The 22,397-nt window shown below is 58.1% G+C and carries 23 protein-coding genes and 3 pseudogenes; 14 read left to right on the forward strand and 12 right to left on the reverse strand.

What is annotated here, in order from left to right:
* Positions 1–39: 39 nt before the first annotated feature.
* On the reverse strand, positions 40–699 hold the full coding sequence (locus SBC1_RS37900) for a BON domain-containing protein (RefSeq protein WP_370469752.1): 660 nt from the start codon (positions 697–699) through the stop codon (positions 40–42).
* A 508-nt stretch (positions 700–1,207) separates the two neighbouring features.
* On the opposite strand from SBC1_RS37900, the gene SBC1_RS37905 reads away from it, so the two are divergent.
* From SBC1_RS37905 to SBC1_RS37940, 8 genes and pseudogenes are all read left to right on the forward strand, one after another.
* A complete protein-coding gene (locus tag SBC1_RS37905; protein ID WP_165107145.1) occupies positions 1,208–1,951 on the forward strand; it encodes an HAD family phosphatase in 744 nt (247 codons plus the stop codon).
* Positions 1,948–2,331 carry a hypothetical protein gene (locus SBC1_RS37910; RefSeq protein ID WP_165107147.1) on the forward strand — a complete coding sequence of 128 codons (384 nt, stop codon included), beginning with the start codon at positions 1,948–1,950 and terminating at the stop codon, positions 2,329–2,331. Before SBC1_RS37905 ends, SBC1_RS37910 begins: the two co-directional genes overlap by 4 nt.
* Positions 2,332–2,377: 46 nt before the next feature.
* Positions 2,378–2,476, forward strand: a pseudogene (locus SBC1_RS37915) (IS6 family transposase); the annotation flags it as partial.
* Between the two features lie 236 nt (positions 2,477–2,712).
* The gene (locus SBC1_RS40350; RefSeq protein WP_241202519.1) at positions 2,713–3,087 is read left to right on the forward strand and encodes an aldehyde dehydrogenase family protein; all 375 of its coding nucleotides are present in this window, start codon (positions 2,713–2,715) and stop codon (positions 3,085–3,087) included.
* A gap of 341 nt (positions 3,088–3,428) precedes the next feature.
* Entirely contained in the window at positions 3,429–4,310 is an 882-nt protein-coding gene (locus SBC1_RS37925; RefSeq protein WP_165107149.1) for a DUF3034 family protein, read from the forward strand.
* Positions 4,310–4,759, forward strand: coding sequence for a group 1 truncated hemoglobin (locus tag SBC1_RS37930; protein ID WP_165107151.1), 450 nt, complete (start codon positions 4,310–4,312; stop codon positions 4,757–4,759). The genes SBC1_RS37925 and SBC1_RS37930 overlap by 1 nt, the downstream gene beginning before the upstream one ends.
* 117 nt (positions 4,760–4,876) lie before the next feature.
* Positions 4,877–5,491, forward strand: a complete 615-nt coding sequence (locus tag SBC1_RS37935) for a methylamine utilization protein (RefSeq protein WP_165107153.1) — start codon at positions 4,877–4,879, stop codon at positions 5,489–5,491.
* 10 nt (positions 5,492–5,501) lie between these two features.
* The gene (locus SBC1_RS37940) at positions 5,502–7,862 is read left to right on the forward strand and encodes an EAL domain-containing protein (RefSeq protein ID WP_165107155.1); all 2,361 of its coding nucleotides are present in this window, start codon (positions 5,502–5,504) and stop codon (positions 7,860–7,862) included.
* Positions 7,863–8,081: 219 nt separating this feature from the next.
* On the opposite strand, the gene SBC1_RS37945 is transcribed toward SBC1_RS37940, so the two are convergent.
* The 10 genes and pseudogenes from SBC1_RS37945 to SBC1_RS37985 form a co-directional block, all read right to left on the reverse strand.
* The gene (locus tag SBC1_RS37945) at positions 8,082–9,215 is read right to left on the reverse strand and encodes an amidohydrolase (RefSeq protein WP_165107159.1); all 1,134 of its coding nucleotides are present in this window, start codon (positions 9,213–9,215) and stop codon (positions 8,082–8,084) included.
* Between the two features lie 63 nt (positions 9,216–9,278).
* Positions 9,279–9,488: pseudogene (locus SBC1_RS40355) on the reverse strand (CoA transferase); the annotation flags it as partial.
* Positions 9,407–9,601, reverse strand: a pseudogene (locus SBC1_RS40360) (hypothetical protein); the annotation flags it as partial. The pseudogenes SBC1_RS40355 and SBC1_RS40360, both read right to left, overlap by 82 nt.
* Positions 9,597–10,337, reverse strand: coding sequence for a FadR/GntR family transcriptional regulator (locus SBC1_RS37955; protein ID WP_370469753.1), 741 nt, complete (start codon positions 10,335–10,337; stop codon positions 9,597–9,599). The gene SBC1_RS37955 and the pseudogene SBC1_RS40360, both read right to left, overlap by 5 nt.
* Before the next feature lie 68 nt (positions 10,338–10,405).
* On the reverse strand, positions 10,406–11,260 hold the full coding sequence (locus SBC1_RS37960; protein WP_165107169.1) for a fumarylacetoacetate hydrolase family protein: 855 nt from the start codon (positions 11,258–11,260) through the stop codon (positions 10,406–10,408).
* Between the two features lie 39 nt (positions 11,261–11,299).
* The gene (locus tag SBC1_RS37965) at positions 11,300–12,586 is read right to left on the reverse strand and encodes an MFS transporter (RefSeq protein WP_165107172.1); all 1,287 of its coding nucleotides are present in this window, start codon (positions 12,584–12,586) and stop codon (positions 11,300–11,302) included.
* Between the two features lie 35 nt (positions 12,587–12,621).
* Positions 12,622–13,425, reverse strand: a complete 804-nt coding sequence (locus SBC1_RS37970; protein WP_165107175.1) for an alpha/beta fold hydrolase — start codon at positions 13,423–13,425, stop codon at positions 12,622–12,624.
* A complete protein-coding gene (locus SBC1_RS37975; protein ID WP_165107179.1) occupies positions 13,418–13,813 on the reverse strand; it encodes an SCP2 sterol-binding domain-containing protein in 396 nt (131 codons plus the stop codon). Before SBC1_RS37975 ends, SBC1_RS37970 begins: the two co-directional genes overlap by 8 nt.
* A complete protein-coding gene (locus tag SBC1_RS37980; RefSeq protein ID WP_165107183.1) occupies positions 13,810–14,658 on the reverse strand; it encodes an amidohydrolase family protein in 849 nt (282 codons plus the stop codon). The genes SBC1_RS37975 and SBC1_RS37980 overlap by 4 nt, the downstream gene beginning before the upstream one ends.
* A gap of 25 nt (positions 14,659–14,683) precedes the next feature.
* On the reverse strand, positions 14,684–15,781 hold the full coding sequence (locus SBC1_RS37985) for a mandelate racemase/muconate lactonizing enzyme family protein (RefSeq protein WP_165107186.1): 1,098 nt from the start codon (positions 15,779–15,781) through the stop codon (positions 14,684–14,686).
* Between the two features lie 1,093 nt (positions 15,782–16,874).
* Between SBC1_RS37985 and SBC1_RS37990 the strand changes: the two genes are divergently transcribed.
* Positions 16,875–17,759: an IclR family transcriptional regulator gene (locus tag SBC1_RS37990; RefSeq protein WP_241202544.1), complete on the forward strand. Its 885-nt coding sequence runs from the start codon at positions 16,875–16,877 to the stop codon at positions 17,757–17,759.
* A 56-nt stretch (positions 17,760–17,815) separates the two neighbouring features.
* Here SBC1_RS37990 and SBC1_RS37995 read toward each other — a convergent pair whose 3' ends face one another.
* On the reverse strand, positions 17,816–18,889 hold the full coding sequence (locus SBC1_RS37995; protein ID WP_165107191.1) for a porin: 1,074 nt from the start codon (positions 18,887–18,889) through the stop codon (positions 17,816–17,818).
* Positions 18,890–19,304: 415 nt separating this feature from the next.
* Between SBC1_RS37995 and SBC1_RS38000 the strand changes: the two genes are divergently transcribed.
* The 5 genes from SBC1_RS38000 to SBC1_RS38020 are packed head-to-tail and all read left to right on the forward strand — an operon-like array spanning position 19,305 to position 22,394.
* A complete protein-coding gene (locus tag SBC1_RS38000; protein ID WP_165107193.1) occupies positions 19,305–19,622 on the forward strand; it encodes a non-heme iron oxygenase ferredoxin subunit in 318 nt (105 codons plus the stop codon).
* Position 19,623: 1 nt separating this feature from the next.
* On the forward strand, positions 19,624–19,953 hold the full coding sequence (locus SBC1_RS38005) for a recombinase-like helix-turn-helix domain-containing protein (RefSeq protein ID WP_165107195.1): 330 nt from the start codon (positions 19,624–19,626) through the stop codon (positions 19,951–19,953).
* Between the two features lie 34 nt (positions 19,954–19,987).
* Complete coding sequence (locus SBC1_RS38010) at positions 19,988–21,058, forward strand: aromatic ring-hydroxylating dioxygenase subunit alpha (protein ID WP_165107197.1); 1,071 nt, start codon at positions 19,988–19,990, stop codon at positions 21,056–21,058.
* Positions 21,051–21,806 carry an SDR family oxidoreductase gene (locus SBC1_RS38015; protein ID WP_165107199.1) on the forward strand — a complete coding sequence of 252 codons (756 nt, stop codon included), beginning with the start codon at positions 21,051–21,053 and terminating at the stop codon, positions 21,804–21,806. Before SBC1_RS38010 ends, SBC1_RS38015 begins: the two co-directional genes overlap by 8 nt.
* Positions 21,807–21,866: 60 nt before the next feature.
* Positions 21,867–22,394: a cupin domain-containing protein gene (locus tag SBC1_RS38020; RefSeq protein WP_165107202.1), complete on the forward strand. Its 528-nt coding sequence runs from the start codon at positions 21,867–21,869 to the stop codon at positions 22,392–22,394.
* Positions 22,395–22,397: the final 3 nt, after the last annotated feature.

The raw sequence follows: 22,397 nt of genomic DNA on the forward strand, positions 1-22,397 counted from the left end.
TCTGCAATATTCCCCGTTCACATCCATCTAGCGGTTTTGTCACAGTGAGATGGTCAGGTCGTTCTCTACGGCGGACGCGCCAGGAGCAGACCAGGCGATTGCGACTGCCAGATCCCGGTCATGCGGCGTGCGGACGGTCCCGGTCAACGTCACTGTCCCTCCATTTGCCGTTACCGTAATGTTGCGGGCGTCAGACCACGAGCGATCCAGCGCATGCATGAGGTCGCCGCGCACCTGTACGACATTAATGGCGGCCCTCAGCGTAATCTGGTTCGTCACGCCGGTTACGCCGAGCAGTCGTCGAACGTCCTGAACGGCAGCTTCTCTCTGGAAGTGCCAGTCCACTTTCCCGCTAAGCGTTATCCAGCCGTCGTCTACTTTGACCCCGACCGTGTCTCGCGGTACCGAGACGTCCCACGCAAGCCGATTCACGATTGCCGCTGCTATGTCGTCGTCGCTGCGCTTTGCATCGAAGGCAAGCCGGACTTCGATATTGTCCGCGACCGCCTCGACTCCCTTGACACGCAGGGCAGCGGCCTCGGCCGCATGTTTTTCCGCGAATGTTTCGACGTGCCCCGATAACGTCACGATGCCCGCAATCGCCGTCACACCGATGTGCGCAGCAATCACGCTGGGCTCCCAGGCAAGCTCGGAAAGAACGGCCTGTTGCAATTCGCGGTCGTTATAAATGACTCCCATGATGTCTCCGGGGTGAGCATAAGTAATTTGCGCGGAGGGAGAAACCGCACGCGCCAGGCGCGTCCGGCCGACGGACACACTCTTCCGGGCAGTCCCTTCCGCAACGATAGAGGCTTTGATATTGATGCTTCCGATGATAGGAGGTTGAAAGCGGGTCCGATAGACTCGGAAACTACTCACCTTGATGCGCGCGATGCGTGCCTGCCGACGGCGTCAATTGCCGGCTGTCCTGATTCTTTTCATCACTATTTTTCTGAAGGCGATTGATTCACTCTGAGTATTTTCCGAACCTGCCTTCGTTGGCTTTTACGCCCGATACTATGATTTTTTGCGTCGATATGAATGTGTGCAGGTGCTCGGGCTCAACCATGATCAACTCCACTTTGCCGGACGCAGTCTGATTTCTACGGAGCTTCGATATGTGTTCAACTCGCTGTGGCAGTCACGGTCCCTCTGGCGCTGAAAACACCCCGGATTCTGGCACTTGCGTTTTCGGCGTGCCTCGAGCATGACCCATGGCACAGCACCTATTCCTGCATCACAAGGGAGCCAGACCTTATCGGCGGGAATCTTTGACGTGGACGGCATCCTGCTTGCCTCGCCTCATGAGCGCGCGTGGCGTGAAGCGCTGGAAGACCCGGCCGATGAAGCTCGCTTCACTACGGCAATGTACCAGTCCCAGGTCGCTGGCAAACCTCGCCTCGACGGTGCTCTAGCGGCCTTAAAGGCGCTGGGCCGGCCCCACGCTGATCGGCAGGCCGCAGACTACGCGCAGCGCAAGCAAAGGCGGCTGGAGGAGCTGATTCGTGCGGGGGCGGTGAGCGCATTTCCCGACGCACTGCGCTTCGTTCGGGCCTTGATGGCGTTAGGGTGGCCCATGGCCGTTGCGTCGTCGTCGAAGAACGCTAACGAAATGATGAAGCTCGTTCAACTGGACGCGGACTATAGCCTCCTTGATGTCTTTGGTTCGAATGTCTGTGGCCGGGATTTAAAGCGAGGCAAGCCAAACCCGGAAATCTTCCTCCTGGCCGCTGCGGATTTGCCGGCCGCGCCGGCAAACTGCTTCGTGGTGGAGGATGCGCCAGCCGGTATCGAAGCCGCTTGTGCTGGCGGAATGACTGGGCTCGGTGTTGCCCGGCTTCATGATGCAGCCTCGCTCCGGGCTGCGGGGGCAAGCCTCGTCGTGACCAGTCTCGACGAAGTTTCCATCGATGAACTTTCGAAAGGGCGGCTTTGCCGACGCGCAGCATGACCGCCACTGCAACCCTGGCGGGCGCGTTAACCTCAACGGGCGAGCGCGACTGGATCATAGAAGAAGCTGGATACGATCCGCTGCGGGAAGGCAGCCGCGGGTCACGCTTCGCAATTAGTAACGGCCTCCTCGGCGTACGCGGAGCACCAGCGATACATCGGGAGGGGAGATGGGTTGGCGCATCGCGTACCTTGGTGGCCGGACTGCTCGATACGCCAGACGAAGAGCATGGTATCCCGGGTTTGATTGCAGCCTCGAACTGGCTTCAAGTGCGGGTATTGCTCAATGGAGGTCCGTTGACACACAAACCGGGCGATGGAAGTCTCAGCATCGGGTGCTGGACCTGCGCAGGCTCTGGTGCAAATGGAGAGGATGAGTGAGTTAGAGTTGTCGGACTGCACGAATTGATGACCGATAGTGAGTAAGCTGAAGAGCCTGGACAGGCTGTTCGATGGGCGACACTTCGATCGCGAGATCATCCTTCTGTGTGTTCGCTGGTACCTGCGCTACAAGCTTAGCCTGCGGTTTGGAATTTGGTCCTCTCAGCTCAATAAGGCATCCTACGAAAACCAACTTCCTCGACAAGCTCTGCTATTTGCACCAGAGCCTACAAAAGTGCCGGAAGGCAGAGATCTGCTCAGATCGCGCTCCGATCACGACTTGCTGTAATTGATGCGACAGCTCTTTGCCATCAGCCAGCGATTGCCCCACATCTTCCGGCCAGCTCTCCAGTTGGTCGCTCGAACTGGCAGAGCTCGGCAATGTCCACTTCTGCCCAATTACAGTCCTTCCGTGTTGGGTCCGTCACGATGTGTGCCATTGATGATCAATCGTCCCTCAGCGAAACCGGCCTGTTCCGCGGCTTCTGCCGTGACCAGATCGGCGACCGGATGGGCAAAGCTCACCCGGTGCGACAACGCGTAACGAACGTCGGCGCCGGGGCGCGCGGGATCAACGATCACCATCAGCTTGATCCGGCTTCGCCGTGGGGCGGCTTCAAGAACAGCGGCGTGGGACGGGAAACTGGGATCGAATCGTTCGATCATTTCAGCGAGCTGCGCGCGGTGACTGTCAATACCAGCGGCATCGCGGTCGACTGGTACGCCGATGACGGTCAGTTGAAGCGACTCGATTAAGGGTTTTGTCACCGCCAGGAGAGCGGGCCGTCTTATTACCGTATCCGTGTATCAGCTTCGGACAATGACGCTTGGATGAATTGTAAAACGGTCGGCCGCCCCAAAAAACCGCTGTCGCGGAGCCGTTTCATTTAGCGAATTTCCCGGCCACTCGCACGCTCTTCTAAAGTTGCGATCTCGATCGCCGATATATCGATATTAAGGCAACACTGAACAAGTACCTGAGTTCTCCGATGGTCACGTCGCCACAGGCTTGACGGCAGAAAAGGCAAATCAGCGGGGTCTTAAAACAGGAGCATACAAACCAACTCACTTTGTGTCTGTAACAGGCTCGATAACCCATGCAATGTAGAAAAAGAACATCCTGCCTAGCCTTGGCGGCGTCCGCGTTAATTTCCTGCCCAGCAGTCGCGGACGAACCGTCTACCGGTGGCAAACTCCTGCTGACAGGTGGCGTGTCTGAGATCGAAGGTGCCGCAGGCGGTGGCCTCACTCCATGGGCCGTGATCGGTGGCTATGGAACCGCCTCCCAACTCGGGGGCAACGCCCACGGCACCTATGTCAGGACGCAGGATTTCGCGCTGTCGACGTACGGGGTGGCCGTGGGTGTCGCGAACCGCGTCGAATTTTCACTCGCACGCCAGACGTTCGACACGCGTGATGCCGGCGCGAAGCTCGGCCTCGGCTCGAACTTCACATTCAATCAGGACATCATCGGCATGAAGGTTCGACTCTTAGGCGACGCGGTGCTCGATCAAGACACGTGGCTGCCCCAAGTCGCCGCCGGGATTCAGTTCAAGCATAACGAGCAGGGCGACATCGTCAGCGCGGTGGGCGCTGCCAGCAATTCCGGTACTGATTTCTATTTGTCGGCCACGAAACTGCTGCTCGCGCAAAGCGTGCTGCTCAACGGAACCCTGCGATTCACCAAGGCCAATCAATTCGGCTTGCTCGGATTCGGCGGCGACAAATCGAATGCATACCATGCAGAATTCGAAGCGTCGGCGGCTTACATGCTGTCGAAGTCCCTGGCCATTGGCGGCGAATACCGTACCAAACCCGATAATCTCAGCTTCGCGCGCGAACAGAACGCCTACGACGCCTTCGTTGCCTGGGCGCCAACCAAACACGTCTCGTTGACGGCTGCTTACGTCGCGTTGGGTGATATCGCGACCTTCAAGAATCAGCGCGGCGCCTACATTTCATTGCAAGTGGGGTTCTGATGGGCACGACGTCAAAAAAAACACTGCTTCGGGTCGCCCGGGTTGCAGCTCTCGTGCTGCCAGTACTGATGAGTGCAGGCGCGCATGCGGACGATTCACTCTATCGCACGTTCGGCGAGAAGCCGGGCCTCGTAAAGATCACCGACGACCTGTACGCGAACCTGCTTGCCGATCCGCGCACGGCACCGTATTTCGAGAATGCACCGATCCGGCGGATCAAGGAGAAGCTTGTCGAGCAATTCTGCGTGCTGCTGGATGGCCCCTGCCAATATACCGGCCGCACGATGAAACGCGCTCACGAAGGCCAGAACATCGACCGCGCGGCATTCGATGCGCTGGTCGAGGACCTGCAGAAGGCAATGGACAAGAACGGCGTCCCGTTCCACTCGCAAAACAAGTTGCTAGCGAAGCTCGCACCCATGTACCGAGATATTCAGGATCGCGAATAGGTAAAAATTTCCAGGTTCCGGGGTGCACATAGGTGGCTAAAGTTTTTCCGCGACAGGCCGATAAACCTGTCGGCATGCCACGCACTTATGCGATTGCTTTACTGGGAAAACAGTCGAATGGGACTCAACAGAAGGATCATTTCAGCGCTTCTTTTCAGCGCTTCGAGCATCCCATCCATAGGCGCAAACGCTGCCAATGTTCACGTGCAGGTCGCCGACTCACTTGGTGCGCCGGTCAAGGACGCCATCGTCTACGCCACGCCCGTGAGCGGGAAGCTGCCGGCGACCAAGCCAACCGGCGCGGTCATCGACCAGATCAAGCGGCAATTCGTCCCGCTTGTCTCAGTTGCACAGACCGGCGCCGCCATTACGTTCCCGAACAAGGACAACATCGAACACGACGTCTATTCATTCTCGCCTGCCAAGCGCTTCGAACTGAACCTGTACCACGGCATTCCCGCGAAACCAGTCGTGTTCGACAATCCTGGTCTTGTGGTGATGGGCTGCAACATTCACGACACGATGGTCGCCTATCTGCTTCTCGTTGATACGCCTTACTTCGCCAAGACCGACGCGAACGGTCGCGCAGACATCGATAACCTGCCCGCTGATAATTACAAGGTGACAGTGTGGCACTACCGGATAACCGAACCGAACACACTGCCAACCAGCCAAGTCAGCGCCGGTAGCGACAGCTCCGTCAGGTTCACACTACAGTTGAAACCGGAGTAATTCGCCCGTCATGCGACTCCACAGCCTGCGCGCCCGAATCGCCGTCATCTTCGTTCTCCTGATGCTTGTCGTCCAGGCGGCGGCCTTCCTCGTCACCGATTCGGTGATCAGTTCGAATGCGCGCAGCAATGCGCAGGAGCAACTGTCTGTCGCGGAACGTGTGTTCAGGCAAGTGCTACGTTCCAACGGGGAAAAGCTGGCGCAGGCGGCCAGTGTCGTCGCAGCCGATTTCGCCTTTCGTCAGGCGGTGGCTACGCACGACGAAAACACCGTGGCCTCCGCGCTCAAGAATCACGGCGACCGCGTCAACGCGGATATCGTGATGCTCGTGGACCTTGAGGGCAATTTGGTCGCCGACAGCAATGGGCCCGCGCCTGAAGGCGCGAGCTTTCCCTTCCCTGGGCTCATCCATGCGGCCGAGCGCAATGGCGACGCATCATCGATTGGCATGATCAGCGGGCGCCCCTATCAGCTCGTCGCGGTCCCGGTCAAAGCTCCCGTTACGATTGCATGGATCACGATGGGGTTTCTGATCGACGACAAGATGGCGAGCGAGATGAGCAAACTGACTTCGCTCGACGTCTCATTCCTCGATGGCCGCGCCGATGGCCAGTGGACCGTGCTCGCGAGTTCCCTGCATCCCGCAAAACGACCGAAGCCACTGAATGCTGCCGGTCTCGCCGACGAGAACTACGCCAGCCGACTCATCAAGCTGCAGTCGTCGGGCGAACCCATGGCTGTCCTTCTGCAGCGTTCGCTGCGCGATGCACTTGCTCCGTTCCAACGCCTGCGCACCGCCCTGTGGCTCATCACCTTATGCGGTGTGCTGGTGTCAGTCATCGGCAGTGTGTTCACCGCGCGTAGCGTTACACGTCCGATCGCGGCATTGACGCGGTTCTCGCGGCGCATCGGCCAGGGAAACTATGCCGAACCGCTCGTCGTCTCGAACAATGACGAGATTGCCGAGCTTGCAACCTCATTCAACCAGATGCAGGAAGGCATTGCCGATCGCGAGCAGCGGATCACCGAGCTGGCGTACATGGATCGCCTGACGGGTCTTCCAAACCGGGCGCTATTCAGCGACCGGCTGCAGCAGGCTATCAACGTTGCACTCAGGGCCGGCCATCCTTTGAGCGTGATGATGATGGACCTCGACCGCTTCAAGTATGTCAACGACACGCTGGGTCATCCGATCGGCGACCTGTTGCTCTGTGAGGTCGCCCAGCGCCTGCGTGCATCATTGCACCGGGCATCCGACACCGTTGCGCGCCTTGGTGGTGATGAATTCGCAGTGCTGCTTCCAACCGACGATATGGAGGCTGCGAAGATGATCGCAGCGCGCATGCTCAAGGACCTCGAAGAGCCGACCATGATCGAGGGCCAACTTGTCGATATAGGCGCGAGTATCGGCATAGTCAGTTTTCCGCAAAATGGTACGGACATGAACGTGTTGCTGCGGCGCGCGGATATTGCGATGTACACCGCCAAGCGCACGAACACCGGCTTCGCTCTCTACGACGAGAAGCACGACCACAACAGCGCTGAACGCCTTTCGTTGATGAGCGAGTTGCGCCAGGCTGTCGAGCGCGACCAGTTGACGCTCTACTATCAACCGAAAGTGGATCTTGCAACGCATACCGTAAAGTATGTCGAGGCGCTCATTCGCTGGGACCATCCGACGCGAGGTTTCGTCGCGCCCGATCAGTTCATCCCGTTCGCCGAGCAGACGGGTTATATAAAAACGATCTCACGCTGGGTCGCCGATAAGGCGATTCACCAGTGCGCGATGTGGCGCGAGCAGGGCATTGAACTCGCCGTGTCGGTGAACGTGTCGGCCCGCGAACTCATTCAGTCCACGTTGCCCGAAATGTTTCAGTCGATGCTACAGAAGCATGGCGTCCCCGCCGAATGGATCTGGGTGGAAATAACGGAAAGTGCCATCCTGGATGACCCAGATCACGCTATCGAAACGCTCGAACGCCTTCGCGCTCTCGGGATACGAATTTCCATTGATGACTTCGGCACCGGCTATTCGTCGCTGTCGTATCTCAAGCGCATGCCGGTCGACGAATTGAAGATCGATAAGTCGTTCGTGATAGGCATGGCAAATCACAAAGACGACGAGACCATTGTCCGCTCGACCATCGACCTCGGCCACAACATGGGCCTTAAGGTCGTAGCCGAGGGTGTGGAAACAGAGGAAATGTTGGAACAACTGAAGGAGATGCGCTGCGATCTGGTGCAGGGCTATCATCTCAGCCGTCCCCTGCCACCCGCGAAACTGGAACTCTGGTTGCTTGGATGGGAGTCGAACCAGCGCCAGGGGGTCAACTTCAACGCTAATCTTCCCGAATCCATTCAACCCGTTTGAACTATGGCCTGCTGCGCGGACTCAGTTCTGTGTCCGTCGCTACGCTGTGACGGTCCTTCGTGAATCGCCAGCCAGGAAAATGAGCATTCTTAAAGCCTTTCAACCAGGTTATCGGCCTCTTGGCCGCGAGCGTATACGATTAGCTAACTGACAAACTATCGAGACTCAAAATTCTTCTTGAGCTTCGCTTAGTTTGTCGCGGATTTGCTCGTCTCCGACTTAAGCGAGGCGGTAGACGTCTGTCACCGTACCTCGGAATAGGGCCTCCCGGTCTTCCGCACTCGCTTGTGCGGTCAGTCTCTTAAAGGCGTTCCACCCATTGCTGAATGGATAGGAACCTTTGTCCACCGGAAAATTGCTTTCGAACATGCAGCGGTTCGCGCCGAAGGCTTCGATGCAGGTATGCATCCACGGCTTCCACGTTTCCGCGAGTTCGACCGAGGACGGCGGACGCTCACCCTTCTCAAAGTCGAAGCCGTTAAGATGCATACCCAGGCCGCCGACCTTCACATAGACGTTCGGCAATTGCGCGAGCTCGCGCATTGAGCGGGCCCATGTCTCGAACACCTCCTTGCGTTGGTCAGCGTAGCTGGCGATTCGCACAACACCGCCGCAGTGATTGACGACGAAGCGCGTGTCAGGAAACGCCTTGGCCAAATCGAACAGCTCGGGAAGCTGTGGGAAAAACAGCCACGCGTCGTACGAAAGCCCCAGCGGACCAAGTTGGGCTACGCCCGCGCGATAGTTCGGATCGAGCAACAGTCCGCGCGGTACTGCTGACGAGGGATTAACAATTGTTTTATCGACGTCCCACGTCACAATGTGCCGCACGCCACGCAGGCGACCATCGCCCGCATCAAGTTCGGCCTCCAGGACATCGCGAACTGCGGCTCCGCGCCTGAGATCAGCGTACCCCACGATACCTTTGGCGACCTGTGGTTTTTCTTTCTGTAACGGTGCGGTGACTTGCTCAACGTACTCGACTTCGCCAACAGGACGGAGCTGCTCGGGGCCCGATTGCCGATAGCGCGTATCCGCCTGCATATACACCGACGCGGTGATGTTATGTCCAGATCGCGCGTCTTCGAGATAATCATTCAGCAGATATGTCCATCCGTTGCGCTCAATAAAGTGATGATGCGCATCGATGATCGGAACCTCAGGTTCCAGCGCTGCCTCAGTGCCGGACGCGAGCCAGTCTGATCGCACAGGAATAAAGAAATTGCCGGTCGTGCTCTTGCTGCGTGCTTCCTCTTTTGCAAAGCTCTGCAACGGCGTCATTGCGGGAGCAATTAGCGATGCGGCGAGCGCGCCTAGAATCTGACGCCGCATGGGTGAACGAAGCAACTTCATTTTAAGTACTCCTTCTTAAAAATGAACAGCGGGAGCGTCAGCATGGTTCTGACGGATGAGTTAAGGTTTGAGCCTGGACAAGGCGGCGTAGGCTAGACCCAGCTTGTCCATAGTGCCGCTTTTGAAGTTCTCGCTGAAGATGTCGGTGCCGGAAAACAGCTTTTGCATGTTTTCGACACCGCGCAGATCTTTCACATCGACAGCGATATTTTTCTTGTTGTGGTTGAAGGTGCTAAAAACCCCAGCGCTCCTAACAAACAGCCTTCCGGTTGAGGCGCGCTCGGTACTCGCCCGTCCGAATAGATGAAACCCTTTGGTAATCCTTCGTCTCGCACGTGTCCATAAAGCGATTCGCTGGGAAGCGCTTCCGGAAGCACCCACTCAGCCGTTCTCGTTTTCCGGGCGACGCTCCAGATCGGCGATCGACCGGTCAATCGAGTCCATATGGGCGGTCATCGCGGCTTTTGCACGTCTCGGATCCTTGGCTGCAATTGCTGCGTAAATGGCTCGATGCTCTTCATGGGCTTGTAATCGCCTCTGGGGCAATCGCGCTGCCGTAAAAGCTTCCTCTTCGACCATCGTCCGCAAATTTCCAACGATGTTCGCGAGCAGTGGATTTCCCGTGGCGAGCGCGATGGCCACGTGAAAGTCCGCGTCCAGCTTGTTGCGACGTGCCGGATCGTCTTCGGCTTCCAATCGCTCGATAATCGATGCGATTTCGGCCAGCTGCGCCTCGGTGCAACGCCGCGCAGCCTCTTCGGCCGACGGAATCTCGACGTAGCGTCTGACCTGGTTCAGATGGGCTGGGGCATAGCCCCCAAACATGAGTTCGGCTTTGACCTGCGTGGCAACAACGAACGTCCCGGACCCGTTTTTCGCAACTGTCAGGCCCATCGCTTCGAGACTCACGAGTGCTTCGCGAATGGCCGGACGGCTCACGCCAAAAAGGCGCGCCAACTCGTTTTCCGAAGGCAGCCGTTCGTTGACTCCCAGTTCTCCGGACTGAATACTCGTGATCAGCCGTTCACGCACCTCGTCAACGACGCGGCGGCGGCCGACTTTCTCGATCGATTCCGAAAATGATGGCGAACTTGACACGGACGGCTCCAATGCGCAGCGCACCCGTTATATCGGGCTGAGCACCACAGGGTTCTGGACAACGGGCGCAACGTGGCGATGGGTGTAATACTTCATTGAGTGTGTTCAATGATAGTGTTCGACAAGATGCCAATGCGGGATATCTCTACCTCTATTGTATCTCCTGGCGTAAGCCACACCGGCGGCTCACGAAAGGCGCCGACCCCTCCGGGGGTGCCCGTGATGATCACGTCGCCCGGCTGCAACGCGGTGAACGACGAACAATATTCGACAAGTTTTTCGATACTGAAAATCAGGTCACTCGTGTTCGCTGACTGCATCACTGTTCCGTTCAGACGTGTGATCAGCGAAAGGTTGGATGGGTCGCCAATCTCGTCCGCAGTGACAAGCCAGGGGCCAAATGCGCCCGTCGACGGAAAGTTCTTGCCCGGCGTGAACTGGATTGTATGACGCTGCCAGTCACGAATACTGCCATCGTTGTAGCACGAGTATCCCGCGATATGCTCGAGCGCCCGAGCAGCCGGCACACGATGCGCGTACCGGCCGATAATCACGGCAAGCTCGCCTTCGAAGTCCAACTGATTCGACTCTGGCGGACGCACGAGCGCACCACGGTGGCCACACTGTGAGTCAGCAAAGCGCGTGAAAATCATCGGATACTCGGGCAACGCACGGCCGGTCTCCTTCACGTGCGCGTGGTAGTTGATGCCGACGCACAAAATCTTGCCGGGGTCAGGAATCACAGGCAACATGTCGACCGCTTCGATGGACAGGCGTTCGGTGGTTGATTCCGCCCATTGGGCGATCGCAGACAGACTCTGCGATGCGATTGCCTGCTTCAGCGTTGTGCCGACCTCGGCTGAAATAGGCGAGGTATCGATGAGTTGGTCCCCGTCAACAATGCCGAACGACGAACGTCCGTTGACGCGAAAACTGGCTAGTTTCATAGGGTTACGGGTGCAGTAAAGGATGAAGGAGATGCCTGTTCAGGCCGAGCGCTGAACAGCTTTGGCAATCCGAACGCGAGTCGGCGCACTGGCGAACCATGCGCAAATCGAGGCAAAAATAAGACATGAACCCATCAGGACGAGCCCGGACGCAAACGACGACGACACCGACCGAGCGTAACCAACGAGATAGGGTCCGGCGAATGATCCGATGACGCCGCCGACATTGACGATCCCCAGCACGACGCCGGTGACGCCAGGCGGTACCGCATCAGTTGCGATTGACCAGACGACCGGATACACGCCATAGATACCGCAGGCTGCAATGGTCAGTAGCAGCATCGCGATCCCGAAGGATGTGTGTCCGTACGTGGCTGCTCCAACGAGCAGTGCGAGAGCCGCAACAATCAGCGGCCACACGACATAGCCACGGCGGCTCGCGGCGCGGTCGGCGAGATTCGACAGGACGATTAGCGAGAGTACGGACACCGCGAACGGCAGCGCGCTGTACCAGCCCAACGCGACCGAATCCAGTTCCGTTGCATATTGCTTGATCACACTCGGCAACCAGATCACGAAGCCGAGAAAACCAATGTTCCAGAACAGCAGCACAAAGAACATCAGTATCACGACTGGAGAACGCAATTGTTCGAACACGACGTCTCGTGTGGCCTCGCGTGCCACAATGGCTTCGCTCGAAGACGCCGACGCTGTGAGGTGTCTGGAAAGCAACGTGCGGTCCTGTTCGGACATCCATTTTGCCATCGTCGGCTTTTCGGCCATTCCCCACAGCCAGACCACCGACCAGACCAGCGGCAGGATGCCTTCGGCGATGAAGAGTGTTTCCCACGTTCCGTGTTGCAGAATCAAACCGGCCATCGGTCCGCTCACCGCAGCGGAAACCGGGTAGCAGAGCTGCCAGATCCCGTTCGCGCGAGCTCGTTCATTTTCATTGAACCAGGCGCGCACGATCACGAGGAAGGCGGGAAAAATGCCACCTTCAGCAAGACCAAGCAGGAAACGCACGACTACCAGCTGCGTGGCATTAGTCACAAAACCCTGCGCAATCGCGATGATTCCCCACGCGACCATAAGGACCGCGACCAGCGACTTCGTGTGACCGCGATCGGCCAGCCAGCCGCCAGCCGCCTGCGTAATCGCGTAGCCCAAAAACAGCACGCCCGACGAGAACCCGAGCACCGCAGGGGTCAGCCCAAGCTTTAGACCCATGGTTGGTATCGCGAAACTGATGTTCGTGCGGTCGAGGAAGGCGATCAGAAAGGTCACCATCATGATTGGTAACAGGATGATCCAGCGGCGTTTCATGCTTGTCTCCGTTTTGCGTGTGTTGTATTGGGTGTTCAGTCGATGTCGCGCAAGAACACGTCGGCAATGCTGGCCACTAACTCAGGGTCCTCGAGGTGCGGGAAGTGTCCGAGACCGGGCAACGCGCGTAACTCGACTCGCGCCGCGTTCGTCAGAGCGTCGCGCGCAGCTTCGACCATGTCCTGCGACACGAGCCAGTCTTCCGTGCCGCGTGCGATCATCACCGGGCAACGCACATTGGAAAGCAGTTCGCGAGAATCGCAATGCGCATACGCGCGCAAGTCGCTTTGCTGCGCGATCGGAATGACAGACAAAACGCCCCATTCTGAAAACGCGCGTGCGTCGTCTGACGCGGCCGACCCCACAAGACTCATCGAGAAATCGACATTCGCATGCATCAGACTCACTTGCGGATGCGTCATCATGTCAAGGGCCGTTTCGGTAAACGTCGGCGTGTAAGCAGCACCTTGCAATGCGATCGCCGCGCGCACCTCAGGATGCCGCGCGGCCAGCAGCAATGACAGATTGCCGCCGACCGAACATCCCATCACTGCCGGACGTTCCAGGCCGAGCGTCTGGGTGAACCGCCACAGCCATGCCTGAATTGATTCGATATCGCTTAAGCACGCATTGCCCTCCAGCGGCCAGCTTTTGCCGTGACCCGGCAAGTCCGGTGCCACGCAATGATAGGTTTTCGCCAGCCGCTCGATTACCCCCTGCCATTGACGGTTATCGCGTCCCGCGGTGTGCATCAGCAAAAGGGGTTTCCCTGTCCCGGCGCTTTCGTAGTACGAGCGCACACCGTCCACTTCGACGTATCGCCCAACGATCTCAACCATCTAAGTCTCCTGAGGCGACAATGCGCCGGGTCAGTCTGAACAATTGCCAGAGGGGTCGGTTCGCCCATGTGGACGCAAGCGCATCGCCACTGACTCTAAGCTTGCCGTGTACGACGTTGGTAGCTTCGCCGTACGCCTTGTCACCAGCGACGAGGCTCGACCATTCCTCGACTGGGCCCGACAGTACAAAGGACGGCGTGTCCTTCATCACAAGCGCCAAGGTTCCTTGATCAATCTGCAGTCCGATTCGACTGTCACCGATCTGGAAGGCGAAAGAAAAGTCTCGCAGGTGTGAGCTCCGGTTGTGGAAGTCGTCATCCGCGTTGGCCGCGGCCGCGACCTGCCGCCAGAATGCTTCGCTGCAGACGGTCTCATGTTGTACGGTCATTTGATGTCTCCGATGATGCCAAGCTTGCGTAAGAGTCGATCCGCGTTCCGATAAAGCACCCCTTCGAGCGCTTCATCCGAGAACGGATGTGCACGTACGCGATCAAGTGCGGTGGGAATCGGAACAACAGGAAAACCGCTTGCGAAGAGGATGCGATCGGGAATGCACGTGTTGGCGGCTTCAGCGAATTGCGCGCAGCCCGGGAGATGAAAATAGAACGACGTATCGATGTACACATTCTCGTGACGGAACGCGAGTGCAATCGTTTCGGTGACCCATGGCCAGCCGGAATGGTCGATGATCAGGGTCAGTTCAGGGAAGTCACACGCCACGTCATCAATGGGCAACACGCTACCGTGCTCCAGACGAGGACCTGCAAACGGCAATGGTCCGCTCGTGATCACGACCGGCACCCCAAGTTCGGCGCATTTCGCGTAGATCGGATAGAGTCGTCGATCATTCGCCGCAATGCGACCTCCATAGGGGTCGAGCGCTACGCCTTTCAGGCCGAGCTCCTCGATTGCACGGCGCACTTCTCGCACCGAACGCATGCCTAGCAACGGATCAATACCAGCGAGCCCAATGACCCGATCCGGATATTGATGCATCACGTCGGCCACGTATTCATTGGTGACATCGTTGGCGCTTGTTCCACTGGACTGACGTCCGGCGAACACGACCCGCTCGACGTCGAGTCGTGTCAGATCCTGCATCCACTCGTCGAGGGTGCGGGGTTGGGGTTGCGGGGAACCGAGTTTGCGCATGACGGTTTGCGTCAACGGCAACTCCAATGCGCGCAGATATTCGGGCGTAGGTGGGCGAGCCCGGAAGTCGATGATGGCCATCAATCAGTCCTTGCATGAAAGTTAATCAGTCGCGAAAACGCGCGATGACATCGGGATCGGGATCGAGCCCGAGTCCCGGGCCTTGCGGAACTCGTAGGGAACCTTCAACCGGATGAATCCAGTCGCCGTAGAGGTTGTCCGCGAGATCAACATAAAGCCGCTCGAATTGCACGTCGTCGTGACCGGATGCGGCAATCAGATGTAGCGTGGCGAGAAAGCCGGGCCCGAAATAGGGTGAGTGAGGCGCGATGCGTACGTTCGCGCTATCGGCGAGCGCAAAGATCTTCAACATTTCCGAGATGCCACCACACTTGATGACGCTCGGCTGAACGAAGTCGAGGGAGCGCGCATCGAGCAAATCAGCGAAGCCACGCGCATTCGGCACGTTTTCGCCGGCCGCGATCGGCGCAGCGCCATCTATGCGCAACGCTGCCAGCGATGCTCGGTCCTCCGGCGGCCAGATTGGCTCTTCGAGCCAATAGAGGTTTGTCGCGCGAAGACGGTTCGCGATGTTGCGCGCGGCATCGAACGTCCATGCGCAATTGGTGTCGACCATCAGGCGTGTCGCGGGGCCGGCGGCACTGCGCGCTGCCTCAATATTGGCGACCTCGATCTCATGTAGCTTCAATGAACGATAGCCCTCACGCAACGCGCGCGAGCAATTGAGCTCGACATCTTGCACATTTCCATATCGCAGCAGGCTCGCGTATGCCGGCAGGCGCGAAACGTTCGCACCGGAATTGATGAGTTTGTAGAGCGGCATGCCGGCGATTTTTCCGGCCAGGTCCCACAGCGCAATGTTGACGCCGGAGATGCCATACGTGACCGGGCCGTTGCGTCCAAACAGATGAAGTTTCTTCTCCAATGTTTCGCAGATGGAGTCGATTTCCACCGGGTTCGCGCCCAGGACAAGAGGCGTGATCATGTTGTCGATCACCGCTTTGGTTGCGGGATTGACATTAAAACCGAACGCTTCTCCCCATCCACTCAGGCCTTCGTCAGTGCGAACCTCGACCAGGAGAACATCGATCGTGCCCCATACGGCCCCGCCAAAGCCTGTCGGCGACCCTCCGTGAGAGAACGGCAGGCGGACGATAGTCGTCTCTATCGATGCGATCTTCATGTGCGGTACTCCTCTTGTCTTATGTGACTGGCTGTCAAGCTGTCTTACAGCTAAGTATATGTACGCTTTTTCAGAGACGCAAGGAGTTTCCGTCGAAGGTTAGCGGCTCGACATCTATCAGGCCGCGACCCGTGGCTTTGCAATCTCAATCGACCTGCAGTACCGTGCTGCGACAGCAGCTACCGATCCGCGCGGCTTGCCTATTCTTGCGCTTCCCGAAGCGGGGTCGGACTATTTCAGCGGGCCGACGGGCGATATTTGCTCCGCACGGTTAGTGCAATTCCCGCCGTCGCAGTGCTCGGCCGAATCCGTCTCCACCTTCAGCTCGCACATACATCCGCCAAGGCTTTCACCCGTCCAATTTTATTAAGGAGGGTCTGCATAACTCGAGGCGCGACAATTTTTTGTTGCTGGCACGGTGACAGCCCGTGCTCAATCGCGACCCTTCGAGCCTTCCGATGGCGGCAGGGCGAAGGCTTTGCCAAGTTAACGGTTGTAAATTACTTTTTCACTTAAGCATAGTTATCCTTATTAGATAGCTCTCTGAAATGCGGCAGTGACGCTCCAACCATGCCATGTGACGCCTGGAGCACGACAAACAAAACGAACGCAAGAGAGCTGTCGTCTCGAGGTCGCAAAACTACTACCGGTACATAGTCAATTCGGAACGGGTGCGGCCAGCAGAATCAAAACAGTGTGCACGAAGTGACACGACAACTACGTTGACAAACGCCGCGTGCGCGACACTTAACAAAATTGAAATGGACTCTTCAAAATAGTCCAGTGAATCACCGTTGGAATGCCGAGGCATGGCTCGCAGGGCCAGAGGCCCGCGCCTTGCAGCGTCATTCGCTCTTGTCTACTTGATCAACGCAGAATGGCTCGGTGCCCGTCGGCCAGATCGGACTCAGTATGCCGCTCGCCTGCAATCCAAGACTGATAGTATTTACGGCGGGAGCACTACTTTATTAGTCAAGCACACCGGCGATACTCGGGATCTCGAGACAAGGCCCGCGTGAACCGCGTCGGTTATGATAGATGCCGACGAGATTCCGAGTAAGACGGTATGTCCAAACAACCCACCACCGAAAAAATGTCGTCTCTTGACGCGCTGAACGACGCTGCCGAGACCACTGAGGATACCGCCGCCAGCACGTCCTATCTCGTCCCGGGCCTCGAGCGCGGGCTGCGAATCCTTGGGGAGTTTTCCGCTCGCGAGCCGATCCTGGGTGCGCCGGAATTATCGAAGCGTATCGGCATCCCGCGCACGACAACATTCCGATTGCTGCAGACGCTCGAGTCGCTGGGTTTTCTGGAGCGAGTCAATGACGATCGCAATTTCAGGCTCGGCGTCGCGGTGCTGCGACTCGGATTCGAATACCTGAGTTCGCTCGAGCTCACCGACTTCGCGGCTCCCATCCTCGAACGTCTTCGGGACGGGACCGGCCTGAATGCCCACTTGCTTATCCGCGATCAACGCGATGTGGTGTTCGTCGCCAAGGCCCAGAGTCACGACGCCATGTTCAGCTCGGTGAGGGTGCATGTAGGCACGCGTTTCCCCGCGCATGCAACCACGCACGGACACGTACTGATGAGCGATCTTGGTTTGCCGCAACTGCGCACGCTTTATCCGGAGAAACGTCTCGAGCAGTTCACGGATCGCACGCCGGGCACGGTGAGCGAACTGGAAGAGCGGGTGCGCATGTGTGCATCGCAGGGATATGGCTCGAGCGAAGGGGCATTCGAGCGGGGAATCTCGGTGGTGACGGCGCCGGTGCGCGAGCGCTCGGGCAGCATAGTCGCCGCAGTGACGGTCACGGTGCCGCGTTCGGAATTTGGAACGGCACGTGAGAAGGACGACCTCGTTACTGCCGTGTGCGGCGCGGCGATCGAGCTATCGGTGCGAATGGGATACCGGCCCTACGATGGAGACCCCACCGCCCAGCTGGCTGCACGACGCGCCGAAAAAACGGAGTGAAAGAGCCGCGTCGCGTGGATGCGCGACGCCTCTTGGCGGCCCCGCTTAAACCCGCCTTAGAACGCGTGATGAATGCCTGCGAGCACTGCCACCTGATTGCGATTACTCGATACACCCGCCGTGAACAGCGCTGCATTCGCCCCTGAGCTGGCGCGCTCGTACAACGCATTCACATATACCTGCGTCATCTTCGACAGCAGATAGATGTCGCCAATCTCGAACTGCGTATAGCGCGCGCCGGCGAATGTCGTCGTGGCTGCGCCGCCCGCGATCCAGTTGTCCGGAACCATCTTCCACGTCGCGCCCGCATCGTAGCTCTGGAACAGATTGGACACGCCATTCGATTGCAGTTTCACACGCGTGTACAACGCGTGCGTTACCACGTTGCCGATCGTGTAGGAAACACCTGCGCCCATGTTCTCGACTTTATCGGCGGTATAGGTTGCGGCCGGCTGGTTCTGGAAAGTCGCAAGCCCAAGCGTCGAGACGGAGACTGTGCGGTTATGTTCGTTCGAATAGGTCGCCGCTGCAGTGAAGGGACCGTTCGCGTAACTCACGCCGAAGCTATCCGACTTGCCCGTGGAGAAGTTGGTCGTGTTACCCAGACCCAACATCGCGCCGAAGCTGAGCCCGTGATAATTCACCGAGGTGAACTTCACTGAGTTGTCGTAGGGAACCACGCCGGTATCCGCGAGTTCGTCAATATTGCCGGGATGGAACGCGTACCAGCTTGCCGCTTGATACCCCGTGGACAGCGGCCCGAGGTAGTCAAACGAAAACGGCGTTTGATGTCCCAATGTGACTTTGCCGAACTGGTCGGAACTAAGGCCCACGTAAGCCTGCCTGTTCCACTCGACACTGCTCTTCGCAAAGGCGCCGGTGTTCGTATAGAAGCCGTTCTCCAACACCACGATCGACTGCAGTCCGCCGCCCAGATCCTCGACTGCGCGAATACCCCAACGGTCCGGCTGCATGTTGCCTTGCTCTTCCATCCATTTTGCGTGGCCGCCGCTGTTGCTGATGTACGCAATACCGGCGTCCAGGCTGCCGTAGAGCGTCACGGTACTTTGCGCCCACGCGCCCGATGCAACGCCGGCCCCAATCAACCCCGCCGCGATGATGTGTTTCACCTTACGTTCTCCTAATTGTTCGATTGATTCGCGGGCCCTGATTTCCCTGCCACGCATTCCCTTTTCCTCAAGTCGTGTGATCGTTACGAGTGTTCCACCTATGGATCAACGTCTTGCCTATGGAAAGTATATTGAGTTTTCAAGCTGGGAAAAAAATAAATTCGTGCAGTTGCAGATTGTGGGAAACAGATCTGACGTGCACCAAAATTGGTCTGTAAATGACTGTTTTGAAAGAAAAAGCTCAGTAGGGGTGATAGTCCTGCCGGAGCCATAAATCCGCCAATCTTCAGTTCACTAAGTGTTTTCACCGAGAGCGTCATTTTTCTTTTTGATCAGCGAGAAACCACTTCTATAATGACCACATGTAAATCAACGTTCCTTATATGGAACAAACAAACCCCGGAGGAAGTAAGCAATGGCTGAGCAATGGCGTTGCGCCGGACAGGCCGGTGATCTGTCGGAGGACTCTCCGATCGAATACAAGATCGAGGGCGGCGCGGAGGTCGGTATTTATCGCGTGGGCGATGAGCTGTATGCGCTCGAAAACGTGTGTCCGCATGCTTATGCGCTGCTGACGCAAGGTTTTGTCGATGGCGACACGGTCGAATGTCCGTTGCATGAAGCCGTTTTTCATATTCCGACGGGCAAGTGCCTGAAAGAGCCCGGTGGACGCGACCTGAAGACCTACGCGGTTCGACTCGCCGGCGAAGAAATCCAGATCAAGGTGGAATGACATGGCAACGAATGACGCTCCTCGCGAAGTAACCGTGAACTTCAATCCCTCGCTCAAGCCGTGGCTGGCGCCACAGCCGAACAACGTGGCCGGCAAAGGCGTGATCGAAAAGCCGGGTGAGACGGAAAACTTTATCTGGCAAACGCGCAAGGCCGAGCCGACGCAATACGAAAACGACTTCGGCGATGCGCTTGAGCGCGTGTTCGATGCCGGCGCGGTAGAGCTCGATCAGATTGCCGACGGCTTGAACGGTATCGGCTTTCGCACGCCCGAAGGTGCTGCGTGGACCGAAGAGCGGCTCGTCGCCGAGTTCCGCACGCTGGCTGATTGAACGCCGCATCAACCGATATCAGGAGTAAAGCTAAATGACGTCTCCCAATACAGATAACGTGACCGCTGGCATTGAACTGGTTCAGGCGTACCTAGATCGAGGCTTGCGCAATTATTGGTATCCCGTGGCGCCGAGCTGGCAAGTGGCGAACGCGCCGATCGGACTGACCCGACTGGGAGACCAGATCGTGTTGTGGCGCGATAACGATGGCCAGATTCATGCGCTTGAAGACCGCTGTCCGCATCGCGGCGCGCGTCTGTCGCTCGGATGGAACCTTGGCGGCAGCGTGGCATGCTGGTATCACGGTATCGAGGTGGACGGCAGCGGCACCGTGCAGAAGGTGCCGGCCGTGTCGGCGTGTCCGCTTGAAGGGCAGAGGTGCGTGAAGTCGTATCCCGCACAAGAACATGCGGGCGCGATTTTTCTCTGGTTCGGCGATGACGCGAACAAGGAACCCGCACCGCTGCAATTGCCGGAAGAGCTGGTCGCCGAAGAGTACGCGAGCTTCCTCTGCATGTCGCACTGGAAGTGCAATTACCAGTACGCAATCGACAACGTCATGGACCCGATGCACGGCGCGTATCTGCACGCCACGTCCCATTCCATGGCCGATGGCGACAAGCAGGCTGACATGCGCGTGCGCAAGACGGACACCGGCTTGATGTTCGAAAAGGTCGGCCAGCGCGACGTGAATTTCGACTGGGTCGAGATCGGTGAAACGGGTTGCCTGTGGATGCGCCTGGCGATTCCCTACAAGAAGAAGTTCGGTCCGGGCGGCAACTTCGGAATTATCGGCTTCGCTGTTCCTGTCGATGAAAACAATTGCCAGGTCTATTTCTGGCGCACTCGCAAGGTCTCGGGCTGGCAGCGTGATGCATGGAAATTCATGTATCGAAACCGTCTCGAAGGACTGCATTGGGCGGTGCTGGAACAGGATCGATACGTACTCGAAAGCATGGCGCCGAATGCGCGCGACCATGAGTTCCTGTATCAGCACGATGTCGGCATGACGCGGGTGCGCCGCATGTTCAAGCAACGCGCGCAACAACATCTTGCCGCACTCGATGCGCTGAAGGCCGAACAGCCGGAGCACGGTCATGCATGACGCGCTTGCCGGACGCCGCATTCTTGTCACGGGTGGTGCGCGCGGATTGGGCGCGGCGTTCGTGACATCGCTGGCGCAAGCGGGTGCGCATGTGGCGTTCGGCGACGTGCTGGAGGACGAAGGCCGGACGCTCGCGAAGACGCTGAACGAAGCGGGTCATCGCGTGGACTTCGTGTCGCTCGATCTGAACGATACGGCGAGCATTCAGGCGTGCGTTGCGGCGAGCGCCGAGTTGATGGGCGGTATCGATGGGCTGATCAATAACGCGGCGATCACGAATTCGGGTGGCAAGGCAGCCGACGAACTGAGCACCGCGACGTGGGACGCAGTCATGAACGTCAACGTGCGCGGCACCTGGCTCATGAGCACTGCCGCCATGCCGCATCTTCGTGATTCAGGGCGGGGCAGCATCGTGAATATTGCCTCCGATACAGCCATGTGGGGCGCACCAAAGCTGCTCGCGTATGTGGCGAGCAAGGGCGCCGTCATTTCGATGACCCGCTCGCTCGCCCGCGAGTTTGGTGCCCACGGCATTACGGTGAACACCATTGCGCCCGGCCTGACCGAAGTCGAGGCGACTGCGTACGTGCCGGCTGAACGCCACGAGTATTACCTGAAGGGACGCGCGCTCAATCGTGCGCAGGTTCCCGACGACGTGAACGGTCCCGTCCTGTTTCTCTTGTCCGACGCAGCGCGCTTCGTTACCGGCCAGTTATTGCCGGTGAACGGCGGCTTCGTCATGAATTAATTCGTGAACTAACTCAGTCACTCAAGCAGCAACACACTCAACCTGTTGAAGGAGCAATCAATGGCCGATGCGGACATCGAACGCAAGTCGTGGGAACAGCCCGAAGAAGCGAGCTTTGCTCAATGGATGGACTCGCGCGTCGCGCGTCTTGAAACGCGCAAGTATGACTGGGACGCACTGAAGTTCCAGGCGGATTACGACCCGAAGTATCGCCGGGCGCAGATGCGTTATGTCGGCACGGGCGGCACTGGCGTGGCAAAGGACGTGAACACGGTTCCGGCCGGCGGCTTCACGTTCTCCACCATGGTCATTCCGGCCGGAAACATTGGTCCTAGCCATATTCATATGGACGTCGAAGAAATTTTCTTCGTGATTCGCGGCAAGATGAAAGTGGTGTGCGAGAAGGACGGCGAGTCGTGGGAAACGATCGTCGGCGAGCGTGACCTGATCTCGATTCCGCCGGGCGTGTATCGCACGGAGATCAATATTGGCGACGAGGACGCGCTCATGTGCGTGATGCTCGGCGCGGCCAAGCCGATCACGCCGACGTATCCGCCCGATTCCCCCCTGGCCAAGCTGAAGCGCTAAGCC

This window comes from Caballeronia sp. SBC1 (assembly GCF_011493005.1).
GTDB lineage: Bacteria > Pseudomonadota > Gammaproteobacteria > Burkholderiales > Burkholderiaceae > Caballeronia.

Excerpts from the sequence above, each read along its gene's own strand:
- SBC1_RS38015 (WP_165107199.1), top strand. The coding sequence starts at position 21,051 with ATGCATGACGCGCTTGCCGGACGCCGCATTCTTGTCACGGGTGGTGCG.
- SBC1_RS38005 (WP_165107195.1), top strand. The coding sequence starts at position 19,624 with ATGGCAACGAATGACGCTCCTCGCGAAGTAACCGTGAACTTCAATCCC.
- SBC1_RS37945 (WP_165107159.1), bottom strand. The coding sequence starts at position 9,215 with ATGAAGTTGCTTCGTTCACCCATGCGGCGTCAGATTCTAGGCGCGCTC.
- SBC1_RS37965 (WP_165107172.1), bottom strand. The coding sequence starts at position 12,586 with ATGAAACGCCGCTGGATCATCCTGTTACCAATCATGATGGTGACCTTT.
- SBC1_RS37985 (WP_165107186.1), bottom strand. The coding sequence starts at position 15,781 with ATGAAGATCGCATCGATAGAGACGACTATCGTCCGCCTGCCGTTCTCT.
- SBC1_RS38000 (WP_165107193.1), top strand. The coding sequence starts at position 19,305 with ATGGCTGAGCAATGGCGTTGCGCCGGACAGGCCGGTGATCTGTCGGAG.
- SBC1_RS37905 (WP_165107145.1), top strand. The coding sequence starts at position 1,208 with ATGACCCATGGCACAGCACCTATTCCTGCATCACAAGGGAGCCAGACC.
- SBC1_RS37935 (WP_165107153.1), top strand. The coding sequence starts at position 4,877 with ATGGGACTCAACAGAAGGATCATTTCAGCGCTTCTTTTCAGCGCTTCG.
- SBC1_RS37900 (WP_370469752.1), bottom strand. The coding sequence starts at position 699 with ATGGGAGTCATTTATAACGACCGCGAATTGCAACAGGCCGTTCTTTCC.
- SBC1_RS37910 (WP_165107147.1), top strand. The coding sequence starts at position 1,948 with ATGACCGCCACTGCAACCCTGGCGGGCGCGTTAACCTCAACGGGCGAG.
- SBC1_RS38010 (WP_165107197.1), top strand. The coding sequence starts at position 19,988 with ATGACGTCTCCCAATACAGATAACGTGACCGCTGGCATTGAACTGGTT.
- SBC1_RS37940 (WP_165107155.1), top strand. The coding sequence starts at position 5,502 with ATGCGACTCCACAGCCTGCGCGCCCGAATCGCCGTCATCTTCGTTCTC.
- SBC1_RS37925 (WP_165107149.1), top strand. The coding sequence starts at position 3,429 with ATGCAATGTAGAAAAAGAACATCCTGCCTAGCCTTGGCGGCGTCCGCG.
- SBC1_RS37980 (WP_165107183.1), bottom strand. The coding sequence starts at position 14,658 with ATGGCCATCATCGACTTCCGGGCTCGCCCACCTACGCCCGAATATCTG.
- SBC1_RS40350 (WP_241202519.1), top strand. The coding sequence starts at position 2,713 with ATGTCCACTTCTGCCCAATTACAGTCCTTCCGTGTTGGGTCCGTCACG.
- SBC1_RS37960 (WP_165107169.1), bottom strand. The coding sequence starts at position 11,260 with ATGAAACTAGCCAGTTTTCGCGTCAACGGACGTTCGTCGTTCGGCATT.
- SBC1_RS37975 (WP_165107179.1), bottom strand. The coding sequence starts at position 13,813 with ATGACCGTACAACATGAGACCGTCTGCAGCGAAGCATTCTGGCGGCAG.
- SBC1_RS37930 (WP_165107151.1), top strand. The coding sequence starts at position 4,310 with ATGGGCACGACGTCAAAAAAAACACTGCTTCGGGTCGCCCGGGTTGCA.
- SBC1_RS37990 (WP_241202544.1), top strand. The coding sequence starts at position 16,875 with ATGTCGTCTCTTGACGCGCTGAACGACGCTGCCGAGACCACTGAGGAT.
- SBC1_RS38020 (WP_165107202.1), top strand. The coding sequence starts at position 21,867 with ATGGCCGATGCGGACATCGAACGCAAGTCGTGGGAACAGCCCGAAGAA.
- SBC1_RS37970 (WP_165107175.1), bottom strand. The coding sequence starts at position 13,425 with ATGGTTGAGATCGTTGGGCGATACGTCGAAGTGGACGGTGTGCGCTCG.